This window comes from Gluconobacter cerinus (assembly GCF_025961355.1).
Lineage (GTDB): Bacteria > Pseudomonadota > Alphaproteobacteria > Acetobacterales > Acetobacteraceae > Gluconobacter > Gluconobacter cerinus.
In genome coordinates, this window is record NZ_JAOQNM010000001.1 from 2,956,355 (window position 1) to 2,982,222 (window position 25,868).

The following is a 25,868-nucleotide window of genomic DNA, read 5'->3' on the forward strand; positions in this document are numbered from 1 at the left end:
TATATAACAGTTATGAATAGTTATTAAGGATCTCGTTCGATGCTGGCAGCTTCAGATCTTGCACCTTCCTGTGAAGTGAGCTGGTTCTCGGCCCTCTGTGATGACGACTACGAATTTCTTGGAGTGCCGGATGTTGCTCTTCGTTCATCCTGGGACCATTGCCGCAATATCGTGCTTGGCGCTGAAAAAGGAGGGTTTGACCGTATCCTCCTTCCTTCTGGATACAGTCTCGGCTTAGACACGATTGCCTTTGCTGGGGGAATGGCCCCGATGCTGCGGCGACTGAAGTTGTTAGCCGCGATCCGGTGTGGAGAAGTCTGGGCCCCTCAGCAAGCAAGGCAGATTGCCACGCTTGATCAGATGTCCGAAGGACGGCTCGACATCAACATTATCTCGTCTGATTTGCCCGGAGAAACGCTGGAGAGCGCACCACGCTACAGACGGACGCTTGAATATATGAATATTCTGCGGTTACTTTTGAATGGTAATTCCGTGGACGTAGATGGCGAATTTTATAAATTTTCCGTCGCCGCCCCGCGCCTTCAGGGCTACGGCGGGAGGTCTCCCCTGTTCTACTTCGGCGGGCTCTCAGAAGCCGCGCGAGACACAGCCGCTGCGGCTGCAGATGTTTATCTCATGTGGCCCGACACGCTCGATCAGGTTCAAAATGTTGTTAGCGATATGCGCGCGCGTGCAGCACGATACGGTCGTACCCTGAAATTCGGCTACCGTGTTCATGTCATCGTTCGTGACACAGAAACAGAAGCTCGTGAAGCAGCCTCACGGCTTGTTTCACGTTTGGATGCTTCGACGGGGAAAAGCATACGCAATCGTTCATTGGATGCCGCGACTGCCGGGGTGCTTCGTCAAGGTGAACTCCGCGATCATGCAGATAGTGATGGGTATGTTGAAGACAATCTATGGACGGGTATTGGCCGTGCACGCTCTGGCTGCGGTGCTGCGCTGGTGGGGACGCCTGATCAGATACTGGCCAAGTTACGTACCTACCAAGACCTCGGGATGGAAGCGTTTATTCTATCTGGATATCCTCATCAGAGCGAATGTGATCTATTTGCCAGGCATGTCTTGCCGCATCTGAACCATGCGCCGTTGTCCCGATTTGACTGACCATCGCCGCCATAATTCCGTACGCAATCAGCAAAGTTAGGAACTTCTCATGAGTTGGACACCAAACCCATCCCGTTATGAAGCGGCCGAATTTCGTCGTTGTGGCCGTTCGGGCCTTGACCTGCCGCCAATTTCTCTTGGCCTGTGGCATAATTTTGGAGGTGTCGACGTTTTTGAGACGGGAAGAGCCGTTATCAGGCGTGCCTTTGATCGAGGGGTTACTCACTTCGATCTGGCTAACAACTATGGCCCTCCTTATGGTTCTGCCGAAGAAAATTTTGGCACGATCCTGAAAAAGGATTTTGCGGCCCACCGTGACGAAATGATCATCTCGTCAAAAGCTGGTTGGGATATGTGGCCCGGCCCGTATGGAAATGGCGGATCACGTAAATATCTGTTGGCATCGCTTGACCAAAGTCTTCAAAGAATGGGGCTTGAGTACGTCGATATTTTTTACTCACATCGTCCAACGCCTGATGTGCCGCTTGAAGAAACGATGGGCGCTCTGGTTCAGATGCATCGCCAGGGTAAAGCGCTTTACGTCGGTATTTCGTCCTATGGGCCGGAGCGAACAAAGCAGGCAGCAGCTATTCTAAAATCTGAAGGCGTGCCTTTACTCATCCATCAGCCATCATATTCGATGTTAAACCGCTGGGTTGAAGTTGAACTGCTCGATACGCTTGAGAGCCTTGGAGTGGGCTGCATAGCCTTTTCTCCCCTCGCCCAAGGTCTCCTGACTAACAAGTATCTGAATGGTACGCCGGAAAACTCACGTGCGGCGGCAGGTGACTCTTTTGCGCGCGCGATGCTCTCAGATGAAAACATCGCCCATGTTCGCGCTCTGAATGATATTGCCCAGAAGCGTGGTCAATCCCTGGCGCAGATGGCCATAGCCTGGATCCTGCGCGACCCGCGTGTCACGTCTGCGCTCATCGGTGCCCGGAATGTTCAGCAACTTGACGATTCATTGGACGCTCTGAAAAATTCAGCATTCCAAGAGGAAGAACTCAAGCTTATCGACCAATATGCACGCGAAGGAAATATCGATCTCTGGCGTAATCTTTCGGACTGATGCTTGAAAATCGTCTGATTTTATAGGTATCGCGACACAGGCGGCCAAGAGAATGACTATTGGCCACCTGTCTGGGATTTTCGCACAGGCCTGTTGCTTGCCCTATCGATTAGATAGCTTTAGCTTGTAACGTCTTCGGTAAAAAAACTCTGGGTCGTTTCTACAGTTACGCGATGTAGTGGGACAACTTAAACACTCGTGTATCTTATGAGACGCACTTTCCGTCGGCTCAAAAATGCTGATCTAGCCTGATTGGGTGTGCCGGTTCCGCGGCTATTGTCAGCTACATGGATAACAGTGTGCTCTCGTTTTCCTGACATTATGCACGCGGCTCTTGCTCCAGAACCATTGATATGCGCCGTTTTGGGGGCTCCAAAAAATCTCAATTCTAATGATGTTAATCACATCTCCTTGACGCTGATTTAACACCGTGCCGGATAATCCGAGTAAGTCATTAAAATATATCATTTTATTTATGCGGATGTAATTTTGCATATCGAAAATATATGGATAGCGCGTTTTTATGCGAATGGATGTTAAGAGTCTTTTCTTCCAGACAATGCGTTAGGCAGTCCGTAAAAAAACCGGACTTATGGAATTTTGGAAGAAGCGGCTGCGGAACGGCAAAAGCCGCAACGGGAGAGTTGCAATGATTATTTCAGCAGCGACAGATTATCGAAAGGCCGCCGCTCGGAAACTTCCACCTTTCCTGTTCCATTACATTGATGGCGGATCGTATGCCGAGCATACACTCAGACGAAATACTACCGACCTCGCAGATCTTGCTTTGAGGCAGCGTATTCTACGCAATGTCTCCGATCTGGATACGTCTATCGAATTGTTTGGACGTAAGCTAGCTTTTCCAGCTGCTCTCGCCCCGGTGGGCCTGACCGGCATGTATGCCCGCCGAGGCGAAGTTCAGGCAGCACGGGCAGCAAGTCGCAAGGGTATTCCGTTTACGCTGTCCACCGTATCGGTGTGTCCGATTGCGGAAGTACAGGCAGCAGTTCGAGAGCCCATCTGGTTTCAGCTTTACGTTCTCAAGGATCGCGGCTTCATGCGTGACGCTCTGGAACGTGCAAAGGCAGCGGGGGTGACCACTCTTGTCTTCACTGTGGACATGCCTACCCCAGGAGCACGTTACCGCGACGCTCATTCGGGTATGTCCGGGCCGTTCGCCAAGTGGCGTCGCTACGCTCAAGCCGTGACGCATCCACAATGGGCGTGGGATGTCGGTTTGCGCGGACGTCCGCATGATCTGGGCAATATCTCGACCTATCGTGGCACGCCAACGGCCCTCGAAGATTATATCGGATGGCTCGCTGGTAACTTCGATGCTTCGATAAGTTGGAAAGACTTGCAGTGGATCCGCGATTTCTGGGACGGCCCGATGATCATCAAGGGGATTCTAGACCCCGAGGATGCAAAGGACGCAGTAAAATTCGGCGCAGATGGGATTGTGGTATCCAACCATGGTGGCCGCCAACTTGACGGCGTTCTTTCGACAATCCGCGCCCTGCCCCCGATCGCAGATGCCGTCAAAGGCGATCTGAAGATCCTTGCTGATTCAGGAATTCGTAGCGGTCTAGACATCGCACGTATGATTGCATGCGGCGCTGATTCTGTTCTGCTGGGTAGAGCGTTCGTTTACGCACTTGCGGCCGCAGGAGAGCGTGGTGTCGCGAATGTCCTGGATATCATCGAAAAAGAACTGCGCGTCGCGATGATCCTGACCGGAGCGCGCTCAATTTCGGAGATTACATCGGACAGTGTAGAGAAGCTCGCGCGAGAACGCTGACTTTATAATGACTCAGTAATACTGTCTTCAGGTATGTCGCGTGGCAGATTGACTGCGCGATTATCTGTTCATTGCGTCTTCACGAAACACTATATGTTTCCTTTATGGAACGTAATAGCGATGTTGCATGTTTTTTCCGAATGCTGGAGGCCGTCGTTATGCGATGCTGGAAGCAGAAAATGTTTCCGAACCATCTGGTATTCAGCGGTAATGCTGCTGACGGTCTTGGCTACAGCTAATTCTGCGAGAAGCGCTCCTGATGGATCAGACGCTGTCAAACAGCCGCGCGCAGGAAAGAGCAGTCAGGCTGACAAGAGCGCGTCTTCCCAATCGAATGGGAACAAAGCTGTAAGAACGCATGTGGATCTTAAGCGCAGTGAGCACCTTGCGGACCCTAACCAACTTGAAAGCCTTTTCAATACTGAAAGTCTGTCTGCGCTCCTCAATCATAGAGATGACGCTTTAAGGGAACGTGATCTTTCAGCTGGCTATTTCGTGCCCGCTCAGGCTTTCGGTAATCTGGTCACGCAGTTGTCCCCTGCACGCGCATGGCTCGGCAAGCGCGGCTACACGTTCCAGTTTGCTTACAAAGGAGAGGCCTTGGCGAACGTGAGCGGCGGCCTGAGCAGAGGCATGTCTTACGCTCATGAACTGACCTGGGTGAACAACTTCGATCTGGGGAAGCTGCTTGGGTTGGATGGCTGGATCTTGCATGGGGTTTTGATGGAACGAGCCGGCCGTCAGATCAGCTTTGATCACGTTGGAGAGCGCCGCATTCTGCTATCGGAAGTGTACAGTCTTTCCGGTCACATGGCAGCGCATCTGGCTGATTTTTATGTGGAAAAAGCGTTTCGTCGCAACAGCATCAACATCAATCTTGGTCGCATTACGCTTACACACACCTATGGCACGTCGCTGTTGTTGTGCACCTTCATGATTCAGTGCTCGGCTCCAGTGGGCATCAAAGGGGTTCAAGGATGGAGCGTCTATCCGAAAGCAACGTGGGGCGGCACGATCCGCCTGCGCCCGACACGTGATCTTACGTTGAGAACAGGTGTCTATGCCTCCTCTGTCCTGACATCCAATCCATCAGGCTGGGCCTGGGGTAGCGAAAAACAGACGGGTGTGATGTTGCCGATTGAACTGACCTGGGAACCGTTCATCGGACCCCGAAAGCTACCCGGCCATTACAAGCTTGGCTTCGGCCACGATACCAGCGGCTTTGCAGACATGATTGGCTCCGTCCCCTCTTCCATGGCCTTGCGATACGCGGTGCAGAGACCTCAGCCACGCGACACATTTTACATTGAGGCCGACCAGATGATTTACCGCAGCCATGGTTTGCATCAGATGGCAGGAGGCTACCTGATGGCAGGCTATATTCACAATACCCCGCAAGTCTCGGTCTTTTCTGATCAATTTTATATTGGAACGTCGCTTCTCGGCATCATCCCGTTCCGTCCTCTCGATCGCTTTGGCGTGATGTACTCCTATTATCAGATCAGTAAGCGACTAACGCTCGGGCAGCATCTCCTGCAGGATGCAGGTCTGCCGTTCCCAGCGGGAGTGAATAACCCCCAGACGCATACGGCGACGCTGGAAGCCTATTATGGCATCCCGGTTGTACCTGGTGTGCTTCTTCAGCCGTCTTTTGAATATCAGATGCGACCCGGAGAGACATCAGTCATCCCGAACGCAACAGTCATCGGCCTCAAAGTTATCGGAAATCTGTAGACCTCCGCATCCAGGGCCGGAAACCGGCATGGATAAGCATTAACGACACGACGTCAGGAGAATTGATCCATGTCCCCCTGGAAGCAGATATACGATCCCGCTGGAAACATTCTTGTTTCAAGTCTGGTCGCCCTCATCCCGATTGCATTTTTCTTCGTTGCGCTGCTGGTGCTTCGCATGAAGGGACATGTCGCCTGTACCATTACGGTCATTCTTACTGCCATCATCGCTGTGGCTTTCTATGGGATGCCGATACCGTACCTGATTGCGACGGGATTATATGGTTTTCTCTACGGTTTGTGGCCTATTGCGTGGATCATCTTGGCTGCAGTCTTTCTGTATAAACTGTCGGTCAGAACCGGATACTTCGACATCATTCGCTATTCGATTGTCACAGTCTCGGACGATCAGCGTATCCAGATCCTACTCGTTTCGTACGGCTTCGGTGCTTTCCTCGAAGGGGCTGCTGGCTTCGGTGCTCCGGTCGCGATTACCACAGCGCTCCTCGTCGGCCTCGGCGTGCCTCCATTGTATGCGGGCGGACTATGCCTCCTCGCCAATGCTGCGCCTGGTGCTTTTGGGGCGATGGGCATTCCAGTCATTGTCGGCGGTCAGGTGATTGGAGCGGACCCGTTTTTGATCTCTCGGCTTGCGATGCCCATGCTTGCTGTCCTGGCGTTTGTCATTCCGTTCCTTCTGGTGATGATCGTGGACGGCCTGCGTGGCCTACGAGAGGTCTGGCCGATTACCCTCGTTGCGGCGCTGACCTTCACCGTCACGCAGACTTTGGTGGCTGTTTTCGTGGGGCCGGAACTTCCTGATATTGCGGCGGCTCTGGCAACGCTGCTGGCTATTCCGCTTTTTTTGAAGTTTTGGAGGCCCGCAGTCAGTTTCCGGTTTTCTCAGGGAAACAAAGAGGCGTCCATCACCGGGGCAGAGCAGCATTACAGCCGAAGTGACATTATCCGGGCATGGATGCCATTCGTCATTCTAACCGTTCTTGTTGCACTTTGGAGCATCGCGCCATTCAAAAATCTCTTTAAGTCTGGCGGCCCGCTCGCTTCCACGGTCATCACCTTCCCCTTCCCATATCTTAATGACCTAATCATTAAAATGCCGCCAGTCTCGCTAGAGCCGGCGCCTTATCACTCGGTATTCAAGCTTGATCTTCTCTCCTCAGTTGGCACGAGTATCATGCTAACTGCCATCCTTTCGACATTTGTGTTGCGTGCGCGTCCCCGTGATGCGGCACTGATCTTTCTGCAGACACTGAATGAACTGAAGATTCCGATCTATTCGATCGGCATGGTTCTCGCTTTTGCTTATTTAGCCAACTATTCCGGCTTGTCTGCGACGCTGGCTCTCCTGTTCGCGGCGACAGGGTCTGCATTTACGTTTCTTTCTCCAGTCCTCGGTTGGCTCGGTGTTTTCCTGACAGGATCGGACACGTCCTCAAACGCGCTGTTTGGAGGGTTGCAAGCCGCGACTGGCCAGCAGATCCACGTCAGCGGCCCACTTCTCGTTGCCGCGAATGCCGTTGGAGGTTCGGTTGGGAAGATGATTTCCCCCCAGTCAATCGCTGTCGCCTGCGCCGCAGTTGGCCTGGTCGGAAAAGAAGGAGAAATGCTAAAATTCACGCTGAAATGGAGTGTTCTTCTTGTTCTTATGGTGAGTTCTCTTCTTACTGTGCGAGTGTATTTCTTTAGTTAACTAAAATTTTTATTAGTCCATGGATTCTTAAATCAGGACGACGAGGGAATAACAGGACACTGAAAACGGGGAGGCTGGGACTAGTGCTGATTATAAACGGCATCGACATTGATTGATGGGAGATTTCCGATTTGTTTAGGGCAGTTTCTAGAGTGCGTAGTGCGTGTTTCTATTGCGGAACGCGCCAGCGCCTGCCCTTCTGTCGGTGGTGACCTCTACTCTTCAGCCTGCCCATGTCTCGCAGAAGCAATTAGCTCATGCTGTCTCTTTAATTACGCTTGTGGGGAGGTTAACAGCTTCAAGCTCAGTCTCAGGTTTCAGAAGTAAGATTGGTTCAAAAAGAAATCATAATTATTTTACTGAGATCCATTATCGACCTTAATTGAAAACTAGCTAGAGCAACTGGAAGATGTTAGAGGTTCATTCAAACTCAAGAAGCTGAGAGCCGTTCACGTGACGACGAAGATTATCCGCCGAGAACAGGCGAAAAACAGCCTCCCATTTAACGGGGAACGATTCACATCTGATATTTCTGGTCAGATCGAAGTTGAGCATTATCATCGTTACTTGATGGCGCAGCAGTTTTGTACTGGCCGCGTGGTGCTGGACGTTGCTTCGGGCGAAGGGTATGGCGCGGCGCTGATTGCGCAGGTCGCGCAGTTTGTGCAAGGCGTCGATATTGATGCTGACAGCGTCAATCACGCCGCACGCGAATTTACTCGGCCTAATTTGAGATTTACTCGCGGGGATGCCACTCAGCTTCCTGTTGAAAATCATTCCTTTGACACGTTTCTCTCATTTGAAACAATCGAGCATGTCGAGAATCATGACGCTTTCTTGAGCGAGATTAAGCGATCCCTCCGCTCAAATGGACTTTTGATCATAAGTTCACCCGATAAGGATGTGTATTCGGCGGCTGGTGAGCCCAACAATCCGTTTCATGTCAACGAATTGACCAGAATTAATTTCCTGGAGCTGTTGCAAAAAAATTTCTGCCACGTTGCACTTCTGATTCAGAAGCCGATGATCGGCTCGGTTATTTTGGCGGAAGAGCGGTCAAGCGGCGATCCTCTGGTTTTTGAAAAGCGTAATGCTGACTATTTTGAACTCTTGTCCCGACCCTCTCAGTCGCCCTACTTGATTGCTTTTGCGTCTGATGATCCGCTCCCAGAAATTCCAGATTCTTTTTACATTTATCGTACGGATCTCGATACCGACATGACTGAGCGTCTCGCTCAGGCGCGTCGTGCTATAGAGGCAGAACAACGCTTAAGCGAAGCACTGGATCGTGTTCGAGAACTCGACGCAGCCCAGATAGAGTATCAGAAGAGTACGGAAGCGTCCTGCATTGAGGATGTTAAACGTGCTAACGAAGAAGCCGCGAACCTGCGGAATGAGATCGAAAAGATTAATCAGGATCTAAGTAGTCGTGAAGCCTCCTTCATGGCTAAGATTAGTCAGCAGCAGAGCCATATTGCAGCGCTGCATGGGCGGCAAATGCATGCCGAGGCACAGTTGCTGATTGCTCAAAAGCGACTGCGAGAAGCTGAAGACCTGTTTGAGAATAGCGAAATGCATCAGGCTTCTACGCGAGAAGCCGATGCCAGAGCGTGGCAGGCAGACGTAGAGGCTAGCCGCATTCTTATTCGTCGCCTCTCCGATGACCTTGAGCAGTCCCACGAGCATATCAATGCGTTTCAGAGAAGTCTGAGTTGGCGTATCAGTGCCCCAATCCGACTGGCAGCCCGTATCTCGCCGCGGTCAGCGCGCTTGGGGCGAATGGCAGCAAAAGCGGTATGGTGGACTGTGACAGGGCAAATCGCTCATCGTCTAAGGCTCCGTCGGGCCTATCACGCCACGCTCGTACAGGACATCGAACCGACCGGTCACGACAGCACTTCAGCACTTACGCCTCCTGAGAACTCTGTTTCATTTGTTGAAGTTGAAACGGCTGATCCCGGTCTTACGCCATTTTTTATACCAACAAGCTATAAGCCCGTCGTTTCGGTCATTATCCCCGCGTATGGGCAGGATGCTGTAACATACCGCTGCCTCAAATCCTTCGTTGATCATCTGCCTGATGTTCCGTTTGAAATTATCCTAGCTGACGATGCCTATCCTTATGGTGCTTCAGATCCACGTCTGTCTGAGATCGTGTCCGGTGTTCGTCATATCAGACATCAAAGTAACCTCGGCTTCTTGGAATCATGCAATGCAGCAGCGCGCTTGGCGGTAGGCGAATATCTATTCTTCCTTAACAACGACACTGAAGTTCTCAAGAATTCGCTTGATGCTTTAGCAGGATTGTTGGACCGTGATCCGAACGTGGGAATGACGGGGTCCAAGCTCATCTATCCGGATGGGTCTCTGCAAGAGGCCGGTGGCATTATCTGGGACGATGCGTCGGGATGGAACTGGGGGCGTAATGGCGATCCTCTGCAGCCGGAATTTAATTATATCCGCGAAGTAGATTATATTTCGGGTGCCGCAATCATGATCAGACGATCTTTGTTTGAGGCTCTGGAAGGGTTTGATCCGCACTTTGCTCCTGCCTACTACGAAGACACTGATCTGGCATTTCGTGTGCGGGAAGCAGGTTTCAAGGTTGTTTTTGCACCACGATCGGTAGTGATCCATCATGAAGGTGTCTCACACGGCACTGATTTGACCAGCGGAATCAAGGCCCGTCAGGCGATCAATCAGAAGCTCATGTGTGAGCGTTGGCGGGATGTTCTGGCTGATAATCATTATCCGAACTCGGTTGATCTTTACCGTGCGGTTGATCGCGCTCGGAATAAACGCGTCATTCTGGTCATTGATCATTACGTGCCAGAGCCAGACAGGGATGCTGGATCGCGTACAATCACAAACGTGATCGAGTGCCTTATCCAGTCTGGATTTGTCGTGAAGTTCTGGCCACAGAACCGCGCCTATTCGCCGATTTATACGGCGGCACTTCAGGATATGGGCGTAGAGGTAGTAGATCATCGGTGGCACGGTGGTTTTGTAGAATGGCTGGATGAGCGTGGTGACTCCATTGATCTCGCGCTCATTAGCCGACCCAGTATTGCCTTTGAGTTTCTGCCCGCACTCTGTTCTCGGCCTAACCTGAAATTGTGTTTCTATGGCCTTGACCTGCATTTTGATAGAATGCGCCGAGAAGCGCTGCTCAAAGGTGACAAGGCGCTTTATCGCGCATCCAACGAAATGGAGCAGTTTGAACGGCGGTTGTGGAGACTATTTGACCGGAGTCTTTACCTCTCGACAGTTGAACGGGATCACGCACTCTCGCTGGAGCCAAGCGCTGATATCCGCGCCGTTGTGCCTTATTGCTATCGATACTCCCGTCGTCGGGAGACCATCGTCGAAGGGCGGACAATTTTGTTTGTGGCTGGCTTTGCACATCCACCTAACGAAGATGCCGCTCACTTCCTGGTAGAAGGCATCCTACCCCTTGTGCAGCAGAAATATCCTGATGCGCGAGTTCTGCTCGTAGGGTCTCATCCCACCGCAGCTGTCATGGGGCTAGCTGGCCCATCGGTCGAAGTCACAGGCTGGGTCAGTGATGATCACCTGCGGCGGTATTATGAGACCAGCCGTGTTGCGATTGTTCCGCTGAGGTTCGGGGCGGGCGTAAAAGGCAAGGTCGTCGAAGCTCTGCATTATGGGTTGCCGTTAATCACGACTTCTACAGGTGCTGAAGGGATCGAAGGACTGGAGCAGGTCCTCTGTGTTTCAGACAGCGCTCAGGAGCTTGCCGATGGTGTCATCGAGCTTCTTGCTGAGGACGACCGGTGGCTTTCCCAATCCTGGGCGCAAACTGAATTTGCAGAAAAAAGGTTTTCGTTTGAGGCGATGTGTGAATCACTCGAGGCAGCCTTATTTTTCGAGGATAAGCAAATAGAAACTCTTCCCTCGGTGGAGTTGCCGTTCGAATGACTTCTGCCATTTTGCAACTGGACGATGAGGGCGCACAGTATGAATTTGTTGTGCGAGCTTATGGTCTTATCTTAAGGCGTGCGGCTGACCGGGGTGGGATCGACAGTGGCGTCGCCTTTCTTGCAAATGGTGGTGAACCTGAAGCGTTTATCCGTGAACTTCTGGCATCTGAAGAGTTCCACAATCTGCGCGTCTCACCCGATCCGCGAGAATTGTGCGTCAATTACTGGGATACAATTGTAGAGAGGCATAACATCTGTCCTGCGCAGCCTATGCCTGCTCTTGAGCCGACAGACAGTCTTGTGGAAGCGCTGCTTCATTTTCTAACGTGCCCTGAGGTTCGGCAGCTACCGTTGGACCAGAGAGTACTGCGGTGCAATGACCTAAGGGCTTACCGTTATTGGCGTAGTCTTGTAGCGCAAGGCAGCTATAAGAATGATCGTCCGCACGAAGCTTTGCTACCGCCTATATCTTTTGTGGTCAGGGTGGATCGCGACCTCCCTTCCTGGGAGGAAGAACTGCAAGGGCTCTTCGCATCCCTTCAGGCGCAGACAACCCTAGAATGGCGCCTTCTTGTGTTGGCCGATCGTTTTAGTTTGTCGGCCTGTCGATCCAGCTTGGGCCGTGATCGTCGTGTCTCCCTGATTAGAGCAGCACGAGATATTAAGATTACAGGTTGGATCGCTGTTCTTAACGCTGATGATCGCCTTGAACCAGACGCTTGCGCACGGATGAGTGAAGCACTGGCACTTGCTCCACGTGCTGGACTTGCATATGCGGACGAAGATATTCGGGATCAGGCAGGATATCGTGATCCATGGATCAAGGAAGAATGGATACGATACAAGGCGTATACACCTCGCCTGACCGGACTGGTCCTTTTCCGGCGAGATTTATCTGAGCGGCTGTTCCAGGAATTTCTGAGTGCAGGAAGTGTGCCGGCGACGATGGTCTCAGGATATCTAAGAACAGATCAGGTTCTTCACGTTCCTACAGTTTTGGTGCATCGGGCACGTCCGATATCTGGTGGAATGCGCCCTGCACTGCTGCGTGTCCCTACCAATCTGCCTAGCGTGTCGATTATTATCCCCACCAAGGATAAGCCTGAACTCATCCGTCGCGTATTGGAGGCTCTCTTTTATCGCACGAATTATGCGCAGATGGAGATCGTCGTTGTTGATAACGGGACGACTGATAAAGATGCACAATCCGTATTGCGCAAGGCTGAACGGCGCGAGAATGTAACTGTGGTTAATGCCCCTGGTCCTTTCAACTGGTCGTATTTGAACAATTTAGGTGTTTCTCATTCCCGAGGAGAAGTTGTTGTTCTTTTGAACAACGATGTGGACGTTATCAGCGCGTCATGGCTCGAGTATTTGGTAGCACCGCTGAAGCGACAGGATATTGGCGTAACGGGTGCAGTTCTATTGTTCAGCGATGGGACCGTACAGCATGCTGGGATTGATCTGGAGGTTGGGCCAAAGGCAAGGCACGTCGGACTGGGCGAAACATTTCCAGCTGATCCCGAAGGTACTGCCGCCGATTACGATGTACCCGCAGTGACTGGTGCCTGCCTGGCAATTCGTCGCACGCTATTTGATGAGATCGGAGGGCTGGACGAAGCTCTGCCCGTCACATGGAACGATATCGATTTGTGTCTGCGCGTCAGGCGAGCAAAGCAGCGCGTGGTCATCGCGACGGCTTCCCGTTTGCTTCACGATGAATCCTCTACTCGCCTGCCGGATATGGATGTTTCCCAGCGTCAGGTTGTGAGAAACGCACATAAATTGATCCAACAGCGCTACGGTAGTGAGCTTGGTGCATGGAAATCGCGAAATGCTCAGATTGAAGGATTTGGGCCATACGAATTCTGGTCGCTAGAGTATGCTAAAAAAATGCGATCGCATTGAATTAATTGAGATTTATAAAAATAACATCGTTTCTATATTCGATTGATAATATGTGTATTTAATGGTTTGCATTATTGCAAAATTATCTTCAAAAATTTATGTACTGGATTGGTGAGGAACTTAATTTAATCGGAAGGTATAATCTTAGTCCCACGATGGCTTACGTTAAGAAAATGCAGAGTTCTATCATCCGCAGAAATATCTTCGCGATTAAAAGCGAGATTTTTCGATGAATAAAAAACAACATAAGCCCATTTATGTTCAGTGAGAACAATGGCATTCATACAATAAATGATCTGTATTTCATATTTTCAATTAATAATTAAGTAAGAAGATTTTTTCATAATGGGTATTGATATTAATTTTTTTAATAAAATAAAATCCAATCAGGTGATAATGTATTTTAAATACATTTTTTCTGCCTTTGGTTTTATGGCAATAACTGTCATTTACCTTTTAGGATACCTCCATTATCCCGCTCGCCCCTCGCCTGCGGCACGTTTTCCAGAGGGATGGTGGGGGTGGTTCGATCAATCGAAATACTTGCAATCAGCGCAGGCGATCTCCCATTGGGATTTGTCTCCTGCTCAACATTGGTATCCGTTTGGATATGCATTGCTTGGGGCGCCTTTTGTCTGGATGGGGAATAACTGCTACCTGCTGCCTGATCTTCTGTGCCTTCTCGCGACGGTGGGGGCAATAATTTTTCTTGCAGAAGGTTTAGGATTGTCTGTGTTTTCTGGCATGTTGATTGCCATCGGCACGACAGTGTTTCCCGCGCCAATTTTGAGTGTTTGGGTCGTACCCTGGAACACAACGCTCTCTGTTCCCCTGATCTGGTGGGCATTCGCACTCGCGACGCGTTTAGTGCTGTTGAAGGATGCCGGCAGGCTTTCGATTTATCGTCTACCGTTATTTGTCCTGCTGGGTGCCTTACTGGCGTTCATCCCCGTTACCCGTCCGACTGATCTTCTCATTTCAGGAGGTGTAGCCGCGACCTGCTTTCTGACAGCATTGTGGGAACGTGAGTTACGTTGGAGGGAGCTTCTGGCCGCAGTTGCTGGTGCTACGGTCGTGTTGGGCATCGCTGGTGCTCTGTACGTCCAGATTTATGGGTTCCATGCATCGGAATACATGGTTCATTCAAAAGAGCTAGGCTTCCGTACCGATCTTTTGTGGTGGAAAACCTATCTGCTTCTTTTAACCCCGCGCCCCTGGTTTCCTGATGGCGAAGGCTTGATGGAGCAAATCAATTGGCTGTTTTTCGGTATCGCGGGCATCGTAATGTTACCGTGGACTGCTCGCAGCCGAAAAGATATTCCCTATATTCTGCTGGCATGCCTCTGCATCGGATACAGTCTTCTGTTCTTTTCCTACATTGATCTGATTCCAAGTGGTCTGTGGCGCTATAACAACGTCCATTATTTCAAGTGGGTTCTTCCTGCGATGGGTCTGCTGGCATGGCGTTGTTTTACGGCTTTGTTTTCTCCACGGTGGAGGGTGGCTCTTGGCACAATAGCTGCGGTGTTCGTGCTGTCATGCATCAGATTGTTGCCCGTACAGGTGCCAAATGGTAGTTCTGGCGTCTGGATGCTTACACTCCATGAGGCGCCTCCGTCGTGGCCAGACAGCTACTTTCGAGATATGACTGTCGCCGATCAGGATGGGAAACTTGCAAATATTACAGGCTTTAGATCTTTGCCGGACACGCAGGGAGAACGATGGATCGCCCTCGCCCGTCCGTTTGATGGTGTGGTGCGCAATCTCACCATGCAGGATCAGAACTCCTTACCCGTGACATCTTGGGGCATGAAGCTTGCATTGAGGCCCAATCCATGTTGGCTCCCCCCATATGCTTGCCACTATAAAGCGCCGGCGCCTTAAGGTTGGTTGTCTAGGATCAGGCTGCGGTAGAAAACTGGTTTATCGCCGCGGTCTGTTCAGACCTATGTGCCGTCAACCATGATAACTCTTAGCGGCATCGCACATGTTGAGAAATAAGCAACTTTGAAGCCTCCGAATATCGTAGTTAGCGGAAATTACGTGATTTAGTCGCGAGGGGCACAGAGAGTGCCTCGCGCGAATGTTTGCCAAAGTCCTGTAAAAATCAGTTTGGAGCGCCAGCCAGCATTTTCGACAAGTCGTAGATTTTCCTGTCTACTAGATGGACGACCTCCCCTTCTTTCTGAAGAATACCTTTCGCACTGAGCATGTGTCCGCCCAAAACTATCCGTCGATAGACCTCGAAGATATTAGGCCGCATGATGATGTTCATGTTCATGTTCATGTTCGCGGTGTCGGTCTCTAACGTCACAAACACCAAGCGTCCTCGGCCGACCTAGGGCTCTGACGCACCAGAACTAATCCTGCTACTGCTAGATGCTTTTCGTCTATTGAAGACAAAGCCGTTCGACAAGTTGCAACGCCCTGTGTGTTCAGCCCTAGACGTAGCAAGGTCAGTGTATGAGGTTACAATCCCCTACAACTCGGGCTCCCTACAGCACCATAGTGACCAAAATCACCGAGCAGCTAAGATTGTAGGAAGCAAGAGCTGGTATCTCAGCATTAGAGCTTTCTGGTGCTAAGCCATCTGACTTTCTCCGGATCGCGGTGATCGAAGAAACTGCTGGCTTTCTGATCAAGCGTGGTAATCGCCTCCACATCAGCATCGTCCAACGTAAAGTCGAAGATAGCAAAGTTTTCGGCCATACGATCTTTACGGACTGACTTGGGGATCGCGACAATCCCGCGCTGGTTCAACCAACGCAGCACAACCTGAGCGATGGTCTTGCCATGCTTCTGCGCAATTGACTGAAGCAGATCATTCGAGAACAGCCCGTTTCGTCCCTCTGCAAACGGTCCCCAAGCTTCCGCCTGAACATCGTATTGCTTCAGGATTTTCAGCGCATCGTCCTGCTGATGAAAAGGATGGAGCTCAATCTGATTGATCGCTGGTGTGATTTCGTTGTGCAGCACGAAATCCACCAGTCGGTCAGGATAGAAGTTGCTGACGCCGATCGCCCGGATACGGCCCGCACGATACAGTTCTTCCATTGCGCGCCATGCCCCATAGACGTCCCCGTATGGTTGATGCATCAACCAGAGATCGAGATAGTCTGTCTGGAGTTTGTTCAACGAACGCTCAAAAGCAGCCTTGGCGCCCTCATAACTCGCATCTTCAATCCAGAGTTTGGTAGTGACGAATAAATCGCTGCGGTCGATCCCGTGGTTGCGGATCGCATGTCCCACTGCTTCCTCGTTACCATAGGACGTTGCTGTGTCCAGAAGCCGGTAGCCGACATCAATAGCGTCCCGAACACTTCGTTCACACTCGACAGGATCAGGGACCTGGAACACACCAAAACCAAGAGACGGCATCTGAACGCCATTGTTTAGCATGACTGCAGGCGGGGTGAGTTTCATGTTTATTCTCTTCGAGACTGTGGCTTAGCGATTGATCAGGTTCTGATATGAGGCAGGATAACGGTCCCCTTGCAGGGTGATCCCGTTGAGTGCCTGTTCAATGCGGGTCAGATCATCAACCGTCAGACTGACATCAACCCCTCCCAGATTTTCTTCGAGACGATCAAGTTTCGTCGTACCGGGAATGGGAGTAATCCACGGTTTTTGGGCAAGAAGCCACGCCAACGCGATCTGCGCAGGCGTGCAGGATTTTTCAGATGCAATGGCTTTAACAAGATCAACAAGAGCCTGGTTCGCAGCCAGTGCATCAGCCTGGAAACGGGGCACAGAGCTTCGGAAATCATCTTTGGCGAACACGACCTTTGGATCGAGTTTTCCAGTCAGAAACCCTTTGCCAAGAGGCGCAAATGGCACGAAGCCGATACCCAGTTCCTCAAGAAGCGGCAAAATTTCCAGTTCAGGTTCGCGCCAGAACATCGAATATTCACTCTGGAGAGCGGCAACCGGCTGTACGGCATGTGCACGACGGATTGAATCCGTCCCGGCTTCAGACATGCCAAAATGCTTGACCTTGCCCGCTGCGATAAGGTCTTTCACCGTTCCGGCAACATCTTCGACCGGCACGTTTGGATCGACGCGATGCTGGTAAAAGAGATCGATCCTATCAGTCCGTAGGCGCGTCAGAGCTTCATCCGCAACCTGTCGAATACGCTCCGGCCGACTATCCAATCCCTGTGCTGGCACGCCGTTTACGAAACCAAACTTGGTGGCAATCACGACCTGATCACGAACCGGCTCTAGCGCCTCCCCAACGACTTCTTCATTAATGCCTGGTCCATAAGCTTCGGCAGTATCGAAGAAAGTGACCCCACGCTCATATGCTGCGCGGATCAGGGCAATAGCATCCTTGCGATCGGTGGCAGGGCCATAGCCATAGCTCAGGCCCATGCAGCCGAACCCAAGCGCTGATACTTCCAGACCACTCTGGCCTAACAGACGTTTCTGCATGTTTCTTGATCCCGCGTGTTTATCCTTGGGCATCTGCCAAGGCTCTGAACACGCAAATCATAAGCCCAGATTCATCAATCGATTAGACAAGGCAAATTTCTTGGGTCTATGACTTTTAGTCATGAAACCCGTGAGAAGGCTTGAGCATAATGCAGCGTGAAGAGCTTGGAAGTCTGGCTATGTTCATGGCAGTTGCTGATGAAGGCAGTTTTACCAAGGCCGCAGGCAAGCTTGGCATTTCACAATCTGCGCTCAGCCATTCTCTTCGGCGGCTCGAAGCCAGACTGGGCCTCCGGCTCCTTACACGTACAACCAGGAGTGTCGCACCTACACTGGCAGGTGAACGCCTTATAGAAACACTGCGTCCTGCGCTTGAGGATATTGATCAGAAGCTTGCCGCACTGACCGAGTTGCGGGACCGTCCTGCTGGCACTGTTCGGATCACGACAAGTTCTCACGCGGCATACACGGTGCTGTGGCCAGCTATTGATCGTCTCACAGCCGAAAATCCTGACATCAATGTGGAAATCAATATTGAAGGAGGCCTCGTTGATATCGTGGCTGAGCGATATGACGCAGGAATAAGGCTTGGAGAAAGACTGGAGCAGGACATGATTGCGGTGCCAATCAGCCCACGCCTTCGGATGGCGGCTGTGGTCTCGCCATCGTACCTGAGCGGAAAGACTATCCCGGAAACGCCTTACGATCTGGCTCACCATAACTGTATCAATCTGCGTTTACCGACTTCCGGTGGATTATATGCTTGGGAGTTTGAGCGCGATGGCAAAGAGATCCGGGTTAAAACGCAAGGACAACTTGTGTTCAACGATATCAATCTGATTGTGGAAGCCGCGCTCACCGGGCACGGTATTGCTTTCATGCTTGAGGATCACGTCAAAGATCACTTGTCTTCGGGAACTCTGGTGCGAATTCTTGAAGATTGGTGTGAACCATTCGACGGTTATTATCTGTATTACCCAAGCAGGCGGCAGCCCTCTCCAGCGTTCACCCTTGTTCTGGACGCTCTGCGTTACCGAGGCGGATAAATTTTAGAGCTGGATGAATGATCGAAAACTAGATTGACGCTTGAATGGATTGCTCTGCTTCTCGGCGATACCTTCTGGGAGTAACCCCTTTTTCTTCCAGAAATGCTCGATTGAAATTGGATAGATTACTGAAGCCTGACTCTGCGCCTATGACGGAAATGGGGTCTTTCGTTGTCATCAGAAGGTTGCATGCACGACTGATCCGCAATCGGCGCACAAAACTGGTGAAAGTTCCCCCTGTTGCTTGCTGGAACAGACGCGAGAAAGCAGACGGACTCATTTTAACGCGATGGGCGATCTCTGCCTGTTTGATCGTCTTTAAATCTGAAGACAACAGGCTCTGCATGACCTGATCGATCACCATGGACTCTTCTGCTTTTGAAGAGCGGGAGTTCCAAGACTGACATAGAATGTGTCGAGGAATCTGAGCCAAATCTACAAGAAGCGCAATCAGTTTCGAGACCCGCTCTGCTGGGGTAGAAACCTCCAGATCTTCCATCTGGTGGCAGAGCATTTCCAGCGATGGTCCATGAAATTCAACTCCGTTGGCCGCGTCCTCAATCAGGCGCAGGATTTCCCCAAATTCCGGACATAGTTGAATCAATCCCTGAAGCCATGCTGGCTGGATCTGTACGATCAGATCGCGCCCATGACAGACCTGCTCTTGCCCCAGATTGCTTAACCAGTTGTGAGGTAAGTTGGGCCCTATCAGGAACATGCTTCTGGCGTAGAAGGTACCGACATGGTCACCCACGACATATCGCCCACTCCCCGCTGTAATCAGGTGCAGTTCATACTCGGGATGGTAATTCCACTTAGCGCACTCAGCGGGGTAATCATGCCTGGACAGAGTAAAACTGTGCGCTGGCTTGGCCGTAATGAGCTCGTAAACGGGTTGAAGGGGCTGCGTGGCAAAGGGTTTTCGGCGACGGGACATGCAATGCCTAATACAACGCTGCCCTAGGGCAGCGCTTTAAAAGCTGCGGATGATATCAGGATCTGCATTTGGGATCATCGTTTCCAGTAAGGTCTGATTCGTCGCAGCATCATCAGGAATTTTCCTGTTAGCATCTAGCGTTTGATTTTTATTTTTTCGATACTTTTTTGCGGTTTTGTTCAGCGATAAGAGCGGCTCGTCCTGCAGTCTTTTTGCGTTTCTGAAGTAGAAATTTTCTTGTAACCGTTACGTTATAACAACATTGTAGTTATTATCAGTTTTGAACCGCTTCATCGCAGCATTGCTCTCACGGTTTCTTGTGGTCTATCGCGCCTCGCTAACTTTCTTGAAATTCTTCCTCAAAGAGACCGCATGACCATCGCAGTGCCGCCCGAGAACTCGTCTTTGACGAACGTTCCTTCCCCCCGCACATCTCTCATTTTCTTTGTGCTCGCTCTGGGCGCTTTTGCTATAGGAACTGCTGAATTTACAGCCATGAGTCTGGTGCCTCTGATCGCACGCGAACTTCAGGTTACGGTTCCTCAGGCCGGGCACGCGATTGTTGCTTACGCGATGGGTGTTGGCATTGGAGCGCCGCTCATTGCTGTTCTCAGCGCACGTTTGAGCCATAAAAAAACACTCATTGGGCTCACTGCCCTCTATATGGTTGGAAATGGGCTCACAGCATTTGTCCCATCTTATGGCTACCTTCTGATATGCCGATTTGTCAGCGGCCTTCCCCATGGCGCCTATTTTGGAATAGCTGGCATCATCGCTTCGTCACTCGTTCCTCCAAGTCGCAGGACACAAGCGGTTTCGCGTGTCGTGCTTGGTCTTACTGTTGCAACAGTTGCAGGTGTGCCCCTAGCCAGTATCATCGGAAGTGCCCTGGGATGGCGCTGGTCCTTCGGTTTGATCGCGGCTCTGGCACTCATCACAACTGTCCTTGTCAGTGTGGTTATTCCCACAGATCCTTCACGTCCCCATGCAAATGCAATGGCGCAGCTCAGAGGCCTTAAAAACCGACAAGTGTGGCTCACCCTTGGAATTAGTGCCGTAGGGTTTGGTGGAATTTTTTGTGTTTATACTTACCTGACGGCCATTATGCAGGAAGTTCTACATGCATCGTCCACGATGATTGCTATTATGCTGGCTGTCTTCGGAACGGGAATGACCACAGGAACGGTTGTTTGCGCCTGGGCTGCTGACCGGAAGATGATGTTGACCATGGGCGGTATCTTGCTCGTCAATGCATCAGCCCTCGCCGGTTTCGCAGGATCTGCGCATAACGTCTGGGAGCTGATGCCTGTTGTGTTTATGATCGGGTGTGGCGGAGGGCTGGGAACGGTGATTCAGTCGCGCCTCCTTGAAGTCGCGGTAGGTGCAGAAGCTATGGCTGCGGCCTTGAATCAGAGCGCTTTCAATCTGTCTAATGCCGTTGGTCCCGCACTGGGTGGACTTGCCATTGCAGCCGGTTTTGGATGGACCTCCGTAGGCTGGGTTGGAAGCGGCCTGGCTTTTGGTGGTTTCATGATCTGGCTGCTGACTTTGGGTGATATCAAGGCAAAACAACAGCGACCGATCTAATATTTGATAAGGTGTCTTTTCATAGACGCGAAAATCGGAAATTTACGTCAAATCACCAGACATTTATTATGCTGCCATCTCGAAGGGGGCTTCTCCACAGGCGTTGACTTCATCAATCGTGAGTAGAAGTCTTATGCGCTCCTTGACAGGGCGATGAGAGAGTGGCGGCGAGCGATGGAGGACCTTCTCTGCGTGGTCCCACTGAGGAAAGTGTTTCCCTTTCAGAAAAACAATTGCCCCAGTAGAGGCTTCCTGAATGGTTGACCCGTTGTCGGTCGTCCATTGAACTCCTGGCCCGACATAGGCGCGAAGCAAACGGAGATCGACGCAATCGACATGAAATTTCCTGCAGCTATCTGTCGTTATTTTTTCCAAACGAACGCGGAGTGCCTGATGTCGGGAGATATCGCCGTAAAGAGTAGCGATCTCCAGGATATCTTTCTGTAGAGGCAATGTACCTTCTGGAAATGAGGCCTCTAGCTGTGCAGCAATGTCCGTCAGTTGACCACGCGCTATCCATGATTGAGGCGCATCTTTCAGATAGTCTTTCGCCGCTTGTGTCAGTGATGCCGACAGGCTGGCTTGATGAAAACTGATGCTACAGTGAGGCAACAGAATGTCTTTGAGCAACGACTGACGATCCAGACGGGTACGGGTGGAACATTGCGGCATGGAAAACGCTTCCTTGCTATTGGTATGTTATAACATAACTATTATTGACGCCTGTATCAATCCCCTCTTCTCTTCAGGTGCTTGCCTCATGTCGGACAATCGATTGCCTGTGACCGTTCTTTCCGGTTTCTTGGGAGCTGGAAAAACTACCCTTCTCAATCATGTTTTGAATAATCGCGACGGTCTGAAGGTTGCGGTCATTGTCAATGATATGAGTGACGTGAACATTGATGCCGAGCTGATCCGAAATGGCGGCAGTAATTTGTCCCGGACCAATGAAAAGCTCGTGGAAATGACGAATGGCTGCATCTGCTGTACGTTGCGGGATGACCTTCTGACCGAGGTGACACGGCTGGCGGCAGAAAAAAGATTTGATTACCTCCTGATTGAATCAACCGGGATTGCAGAGCCCCTGCCCGTTGCAGCTACTTTTGAGTTTCGAGATGAAGAAGGCCGTAGTTTGAGTGACGTCGCTCGGCTCGATACGATGGTAACTGTTGTGGATGCCGTGAACCTGCTCAAAGACTACGGATCAACCGATTTCCTTCGGGATCGAGGTGAGGTTGCGGGAGAAGAGGACGAACGCGCGCTCGTAGACCTCTTCGTTGATCAGATCGAATTTGCGGACGTCATCGTTCTGAATAAAATCGATACCGCCACTCCCGAGCAGGCAGAGGCAGCAAGTTTGATTATTCGTTCTCTCAATGCTGACGCAACTGTGGTTGAAACAAGCCAAAGCCAGGTTCCCATAAACCAGCTTCTGAACACTGGCCGATTTGATTTTGAGCGTGCACACCAAAATCCCTTGTGGTTCAAAGAGTTGTACGGGCATTCTGAACATCGGCCGGAAACGGAAGAATACGGAATTTCCAGCTTTGTTTACCGTGCCCATCGGCCTTTCAGACCGAATGCTTTTGCAGACTTCATCGAGCAGTCATGGCACGGTGTGGTGCGCGTGAAAGGCTATTTCTGGCTTGCAACCCGCCCGGATTGGGTTGGAGATCTGAGTATTGCGGGGGCTTTAGCGCGTCATCAGGCGGCTGGGCGGTGGTGGGCAAGTGTCCCGCATGACAATTGGCCTGATGACGAAGGTTGGCGAGCGACATTGGCCAAATACTGGGACGATGTTTACGGAGACCGACGTCAGGAACTGGTCTTTATTGGAACCGCAATGGACGAGGCTGCAATTCGTACCGCGCTCGACAGTTGCCTTGTTCCACCACCACAGGACGAAATTTTCATGCCCTGGCACTACGACAATCTTCCGGATCCATTTCCGCAGTGGTCGTAAATATCTGAGTGATTTTGACTTACGCGCCCATATTTTATGCCATCGGGCCCTGGCGATTAGGATAGCAATTGGAGGGGCGTTCTTCTCAGCCCCTCCCGAACACTCACGGACCAGAAAAATAACTATTCGCTCTGATGTATATCTCAGTAACTATTCTTTCGAAAGATGCAGTTAAACTCAGAAATCCGATGAGACCGTCCCCGTCATTGAAAACCTTGGAAGCACATAGAAGGATGCTCCGCTGCTGCCTGCTAGGGTACTGCCGTCGAGCAGTGTCACATTATGGTAGTTGTTGGTAATGCCCGTTGTTCCGACACGAATAATAGATCCCGTCAGATTGGAGAAATTCAAACGGAACGTAGGGGTTTTCAGGAAATAGAGCGGTTTGAAATGATACCCAAGCGCCAGGGTATTGGTAACAAACCCAGGCATTCTTTGATCGCCCACAAGCGTTACTGACTGAGGGCCGGTATAGTGAAGGCTGAAGTTTCCAAAGAACCCTGCATTGCTGTAGGTCAGGCCAAAATTTGCAAGCACTCGTGGCGTGAGAATGGACTGTTTTCCTTTGGTGGGAAGGTATGTGTCACCATAAGGAATATTTGAGTCAAAAGTGCCATGCAGGTACTCCACTGAGGCATAGGGGCTGAAATGGTGGAAATCCCTTCCTGCAATCATGGCATCAAATCCGCGGATCGTCTGGTTTCCTGCATTGGAAACTGCATAAGCGGTATTGGGCAGATAGGTGGTCAGAAGACGGTTGGTGATATTGGAATTGAATGCCGAAATATCGAACGTCAGGTACCGGTTGTTATAGCGATATCCAATCTGTTCCGTGATGGAATACTGGTTTTTGGGGAGTGACGTCGAACCCGACAGCTGTGACGGAGACGGCTGGCGGAAGTCACCTTCGGCATTCATGTAAACCTGACTGTGAGAGTCAATTTTATACGATACAGAAAGATGCGGAAGGGGCGCGGTTGAGTTCGCTCCGATCGTAAATTGGCTGAGCCCGGAAGCGCGATCCCAATAATTGGACATGATATATTTGAAGCCACCATTTATGGTCAGGCGATCATTGAAATATTTGGCGGTATCTTCGATAAAGAAAGAATTCAGCTCGTAGCCCGCATTGTACCTGTAAATCGCTTCCTGACCATCTGCTGTATAGAGCTTATAGGCATTGTCATTTGTTTTGGCATTTCGTCCGCCAGGTTGTGTTGCCATGGTTGGAAAGAAATAGTCGACGGCGTTGTTCTCATACCAGTATCCGAAAGACAGATGGTTATGACGATCAATGTCGTAACCCAGTTTGGCGACAAGCCCGACTTGCGGGGACCAGTGCTGCGCCCAATATGTGCTCAATGGTGTAGAAGGATCTGCTTTCTGCCCGTTCCCATAGAAATATGTGGCCCCCGTCGAGGCTGGCGTGCCAGCGGTTGAGCCGTCCCATCCGAAGCCTGTCGCAAAATAGGGAGCCAGGTCGAAGGTCAGGCGTTTGTTGATAATGATATGCGCTTGTGTTGTGACGAAAAACTGGTTCCAGGAGTCAATATTGCCTTGCCAGTAATTTCCGGCGGACGTGGAATTTCTGTCCCAGACATTTGTACGGTTATATCCCTGCCCCGTATGCTTATAATTATAAAATGTTTGAGCATCTGGATATGCATCAATTGTGAACATGGAATTGTTCCATGAACCAAAAAATTTGACAGTTGAGCCGTTGGTAAATTCTTTAAAAAGTCCAACGTCTACATGTGTACGTCGGTTTGTACCTGCACCCATCCATTGTCTCGAATGGGTATTTGAGACTGAGATGTAAGACCGAATACCGGAATTTCCGATTTCTCCGGATTCCAGTCGGACGAATTCCCGGGACATGTTGTTGGTGCCGTAAGAAAAATCCATGCTGCCCCCAGCTTTCTTCCCGGGGGTTAGTGTGCGCTCATCAAGCGTACCTGCCGTTGCATTGGATGCAGGCGCATCGATGGGAGAGCTCCCAGGCGTCATGGTGACGCTTTCGATGTTCTCTGCATCAACATTCTGCTGAAGATATGCCGCAAGAGATGCAGGAGCCCCATCCAAGAGCAAAGCCGTATCGGCATCAGTAAAACCGCGCATATACAGAGCGCCGCCTTTGATCCCAGACGTATCTGGCATGGCAATGCTGACACTTGGAAGATTTTGGACAACATCGAGGCCGGTTGATGTCGGGCTTCTCATCTCAATATATTGGCGCCCCACAGACTGCACGGCATAAGGTGCAGTTTCGACGCGCATCATGCCTCCCCCAGAGTTGCGCGCGCTTCTCGACCCACGAACACCAACGCTCTCTTCGCTGGCTGCCATCATGGACGTTCTACGGGAACGCGGCTTTGCAGGTGTGCCAGATGTCGCATGATGAGAGCTTGCCACATGACGAGGATGATGGGTCGGAGCAGCACTGGAGCGTCCAGTCTCTGCGGAAAGGAGTACGGAACTCAGAATAGTACCGAGGAACAGACGAGAAGCCAGTGTCTTCACTTTTTTTCTCCGAAAGCTCAGTTGGTGTAACTGAATAATATGCACTCAAACATATTTCGTTTTAATAATGAAATACTAAATAATATTTGGATA

General features: G+C 50.9%; 16 protein-coding genes. 11 read left to right on the forward strand and 5 right to left on the reverse strand.

What is annotated here, in order from left to right:
• Positions 1-39 precede the first annotated feature (39 nt).
• From M2305_RS13840 to M2305_RS13875, 8 genes are all read left to right on the forward strand, one after another.
• Complete coding sequence (locus M2305_RS13840; RefSeq protein WP_264649694.1) at positions 40-1,128, forward strand: LLM class flavin-dependent oxidoreductase; 1,089 nt, start codon at positions 40-42, stop codon at positions 1,126-1,128.
• 49 nt (positions 1,129-1,177) lie between these two features.
• Positions 1,178-2,200 carry an L-glyceraldehyde 3-phosphate reductase gene (mgrA, locus tag M2305_RS13845; RefSeq protein ID WP_264649695.1) on the forward strand — a complete coding sequence of 341 codons (1,023 nt, stop codon included), beginning with the start codon at positions 1,178-1,180 and terminating at the stop codon, positions 2,198-2,200.
• A gap of 649 nt (positions 2,201-2,849) precedes the next feature.
• Complete coding sequence (lldD, locus tag M2305_RS13850; protein ID WP_264649696.1) at positions 2,850-3,998, forward strand: FMN-dependent L-lactate dehydrogenase LldD; 1,149 nt, start codon at positions 2,850-2,852, stop codon at positions 3,996-3,998.
• Between the two features lie 210 nt (positions 3,999-4,208).
• Positions 4,209-5,732: a carbohydrate porin gene (locus tag M2305_RS13855; protein ID WP_264649697.1), complete on the forward strand. Its 1,524-nt coding sequence runs from the start codon at positions 4,209-4,211 to the stop codon at positions 5,730-5,732.
• Between the two features lie 69 nt (positions 5,733-5,801).
• Positions 5,802-7,442, forward strand: coding sequence for a lactate permease LctP family transporter (locus M2305_RS13860; protein ID WP_264649698.1), 1,641 nt, complete (start codon positions 5,802-5,804; stop codon positions 7,440-7,442).
• Between the two features lie 453 nt (positions 7,443-7,895).
• Positions 7,896-11,381 carry a glycosyltransferase gene (locus M2305_RS13865; protein ID WP_264649699.1) on the forward strand — a complete coding sequence of 1,162 codons (3,486 nt, stop codon included), beginning with the start codon at positions 7,896-7,898 and terminating at the stop codon, positions 11,379-11,381.
• Positions 11,378-13,291, forward strand: a complete 1,914-nt coding sequence (locus M2305_RS13870) for a glycosyltransferase family 2 protein (RefSeq protein WP_264649700.1) — start codon at positions 11,378-11,380, stop codon at positions 13,289-13,291. The genes M2305_RS13865 and M2305_RS13870 overlap by 4 nt, the downstream gene beginning before the upstream one ends.
• A 345-nt stretch (positions 13,292-13,636) precedes the next feature.
• Positions 13,637-15,175: a hypothetical protein gene (locus tag M2305_RS13875; protein WP_264649701.1), complete on the forward strand. Its 1,539-nt coding sequence runs from the start codon at positions 13,637-13,639 to the stop codon at positions 15,173-15,175.
• 681 nt (positions 15,176-15,856) lie between these two features.
• Here M2305_RS13875 and M2305_RS13880 read toward each other — a convergent pair.
• Complete coding sequence (locus M2305_RS13880) at positions 15,857-16,714, reverse strand: aldo/keto reductase (protein WP_264649702.1); 858 nt, start codon at positions 16,712-16,714, stop codon at positions 15,857-15,859.
• Between the two features lie 24 nt (positions 16,715-16,738).
• Positions 16,739-17,722 carry an aldo/keto reductase gene (locus M2305_RS13885; protein WP_264649703.1) on the reverse strand — a complete coding sequence of 328 codons (984 nt, stop codon included), beginning with the start codon at positions 17,720-17,722 and terminating at the stop codon, positions 16,739-16,741.
• Between the two features lie 149 nt (positions 17,723-17,871).
• Between M2305_RS13885 and M2305_RS13890 the strand changes: the two genes are divergently transcribed.
• Positions 17,872-18,768 carry a LysR family transcriptional regulator gene (locus M2305_RS13890; protein ID WP_264649978.1) on the forward strand — a complete coding sequence of 299 codons (897 nt, stop codon included), beginning with the start codon at positions 17,872-17,874 and terminating at the stop codon, positions 18,766-18,768.
• Positions 18,769-18,796: 28 nt separating this feature from the next.
• On the opposite strand, the gene M2305_RS13895 is transcribed toward M2305_RS13890, so the two are convergent.
• Positions 18,797-19,705: an AraC family transcriptional regulator gene (locus M2305_RS13895; protein WP_264649704.1), complete on the reverse strand. Its 909-nt coding sequence runs from the start codon at positions 19,703-19,705 to the stop codon at positions 18,797-18,799.
• 372 nt (positions 19,706-20,077) lie between these two features.
• Between M2305_RS13895 and M2305_RS13900 the strand changes: the two genes are divergently transcribed.
• Positions 20,078-21,292, forward strand: a complete 1,215-nt coding sequence (locus M2305_RS13900) for an MFS transporter (RefSeq protein WP_264649705.1) — start codon at positions 20,078-20,080, stop codon at positions 21,290-21,292.
• A gap of 66 nt (positions 21,293-21,358) precedes the next feature.
• Here M2305_RS13900 and M2305_RS13905 read toward each other — a convergent pair whose 3' ends face one another.
• Positions 21,359-21,964, reverse strand: a complete 606-nt coding sequence (locus M2305_RS13905) for a DUF1826 domain-containing protein (RefSeq protein ID WP_264649706.1) — start codon at positions 21,962-21,964, stop codon at positions 21,359-21,361.
• A gap of 88 nt (positions 21,965-22,052) precedes the next feature.
• On the opposite strand from M2305_RS13905, the gene zigA reads away from it, so the two are divergent.
• Positions 22,053-23,255, forward strand: a complete 1,203-nt coding sequence (gene zigA, locus M2305_RS13910; protein WP_264649707.1) for a zinc metallochaperone GTPase ZigA — start codon at positions 22,053-22,055, stop codon at positions 23,253-23,255.
• A gap of 177 nt (positions 23,256-23,432) precedes the next feature.
• Here zigA and M2305_RS13915 read toward each other — a convergent pair whose 3' ends face one another.
• Complete coding sequence (locus tag M2305_RS13915; protein ID WP_264649708.1) at positions 23,433-25,775, reverse strand: TonB-dependent receptor; 2,343 nt, start codon at positions 25,773-25,775, stop codon at positions 23,433-23,435.
• Positions 25,776-25,868: the final 93 nt, after the last annotated feature.

Bases quoted from the DNA above. Each gene is read 5' to 3' on its own strand.
- M2305_RS13840 (WP_264649694.1), top strand. From the start codon at position 40: ATGCTGGCAGCTTCAGATCTTGCACCTTCCTGTGAAGTGAGCTGGTTC.
- mgrA (WP_264649695.1), top strand. From the start codon at position 1,178: ATGAGTTGGACACCAAACCCATCCCGTTATGAAGCGGCCGAATTTCGT.
- lldD (WP_264649696.1), top strand. From the start codon at position 2,850: ATGATTATTTCAGCAGCGACAGATTATCGAAAGGCCGCCGCTCGGAAA.
- M2305_RS13855 (WP_264649697.1), top strand. From the start codon at position 4,209: ATGCTGCTGACGGTCTTGGCTACAGCTAATTCTGCGAGAAGCGCTCCT.
- M2305_RS13860 (WP_264649698.1), top strand. From the start codon at position 5,802: ATGTCCCCCTGGAAGCAGATATACGATCCCGCTGGAAACATTCTTGTT.
- M2305_RS13870 (WP_264649700.1), top strand. From the start codon at position 11,378: ATGACTTCTGCCATTTTGCAACTGGACGATGAGGGCGCACAGTATGAA.
- M2305_RS13875 (WP_264649701.1), top strand. From the start codon at position 13,637: ATGGGTATTGATATTAATTTTTTTAATAAAATAAAATCCAATCAGGTG.
- M2305_RS13880 (WP_264649702.1), bottom strand. From the start codon at position 16,714: ATGAAACTCACCCCGCCTGCAGTCATGCTAAACAATGGCGTTCAGATG.
- M2305_RS13885 (WP_264649703.1), bottom strand. From the start codon at position 17,722: ATGCAGAAACGTCTGTTAGGCCAGAGTGGTCTGGAAGTATCAGCGCTT.
- M2305_RS13890 (WP_264649978.1), top strand. From the start codon at position 17,872: ATGCAGCGTGAAGAGCTTGGAAGTCTGGCTATGTTCATGGCAGTTGCT.
- M2305_RS13895 (WP_264649704.1), bottom strand. From the start codon at position 19,705: ATGTCCCGTCGCCGAAAACCCTTTGCCACGCAGCCCCTTCAACCCGTT.
- M2305_RS13900 (WP_264649705.1), top strand. From the start codon at position 20,078: ATGACCATCGCAGTGCCGCCCGAGAACTCGTCTTTGACGAACGTTCCT.
- M2305_RS13905 (WP_264649706.1), bottom strand. From the start codon at position 21,964: ATGCCGCAATGTTCCACCCGTACCCGTCTGGATCGTCAGTCGTTGCTC.
- zigA (WP_264649707.1), top strand. From the start codon at position 22,053: ATGTCGGACAATCGATTGCCTGTGACCGTTCTTTCCGGTTTCTTGGGA.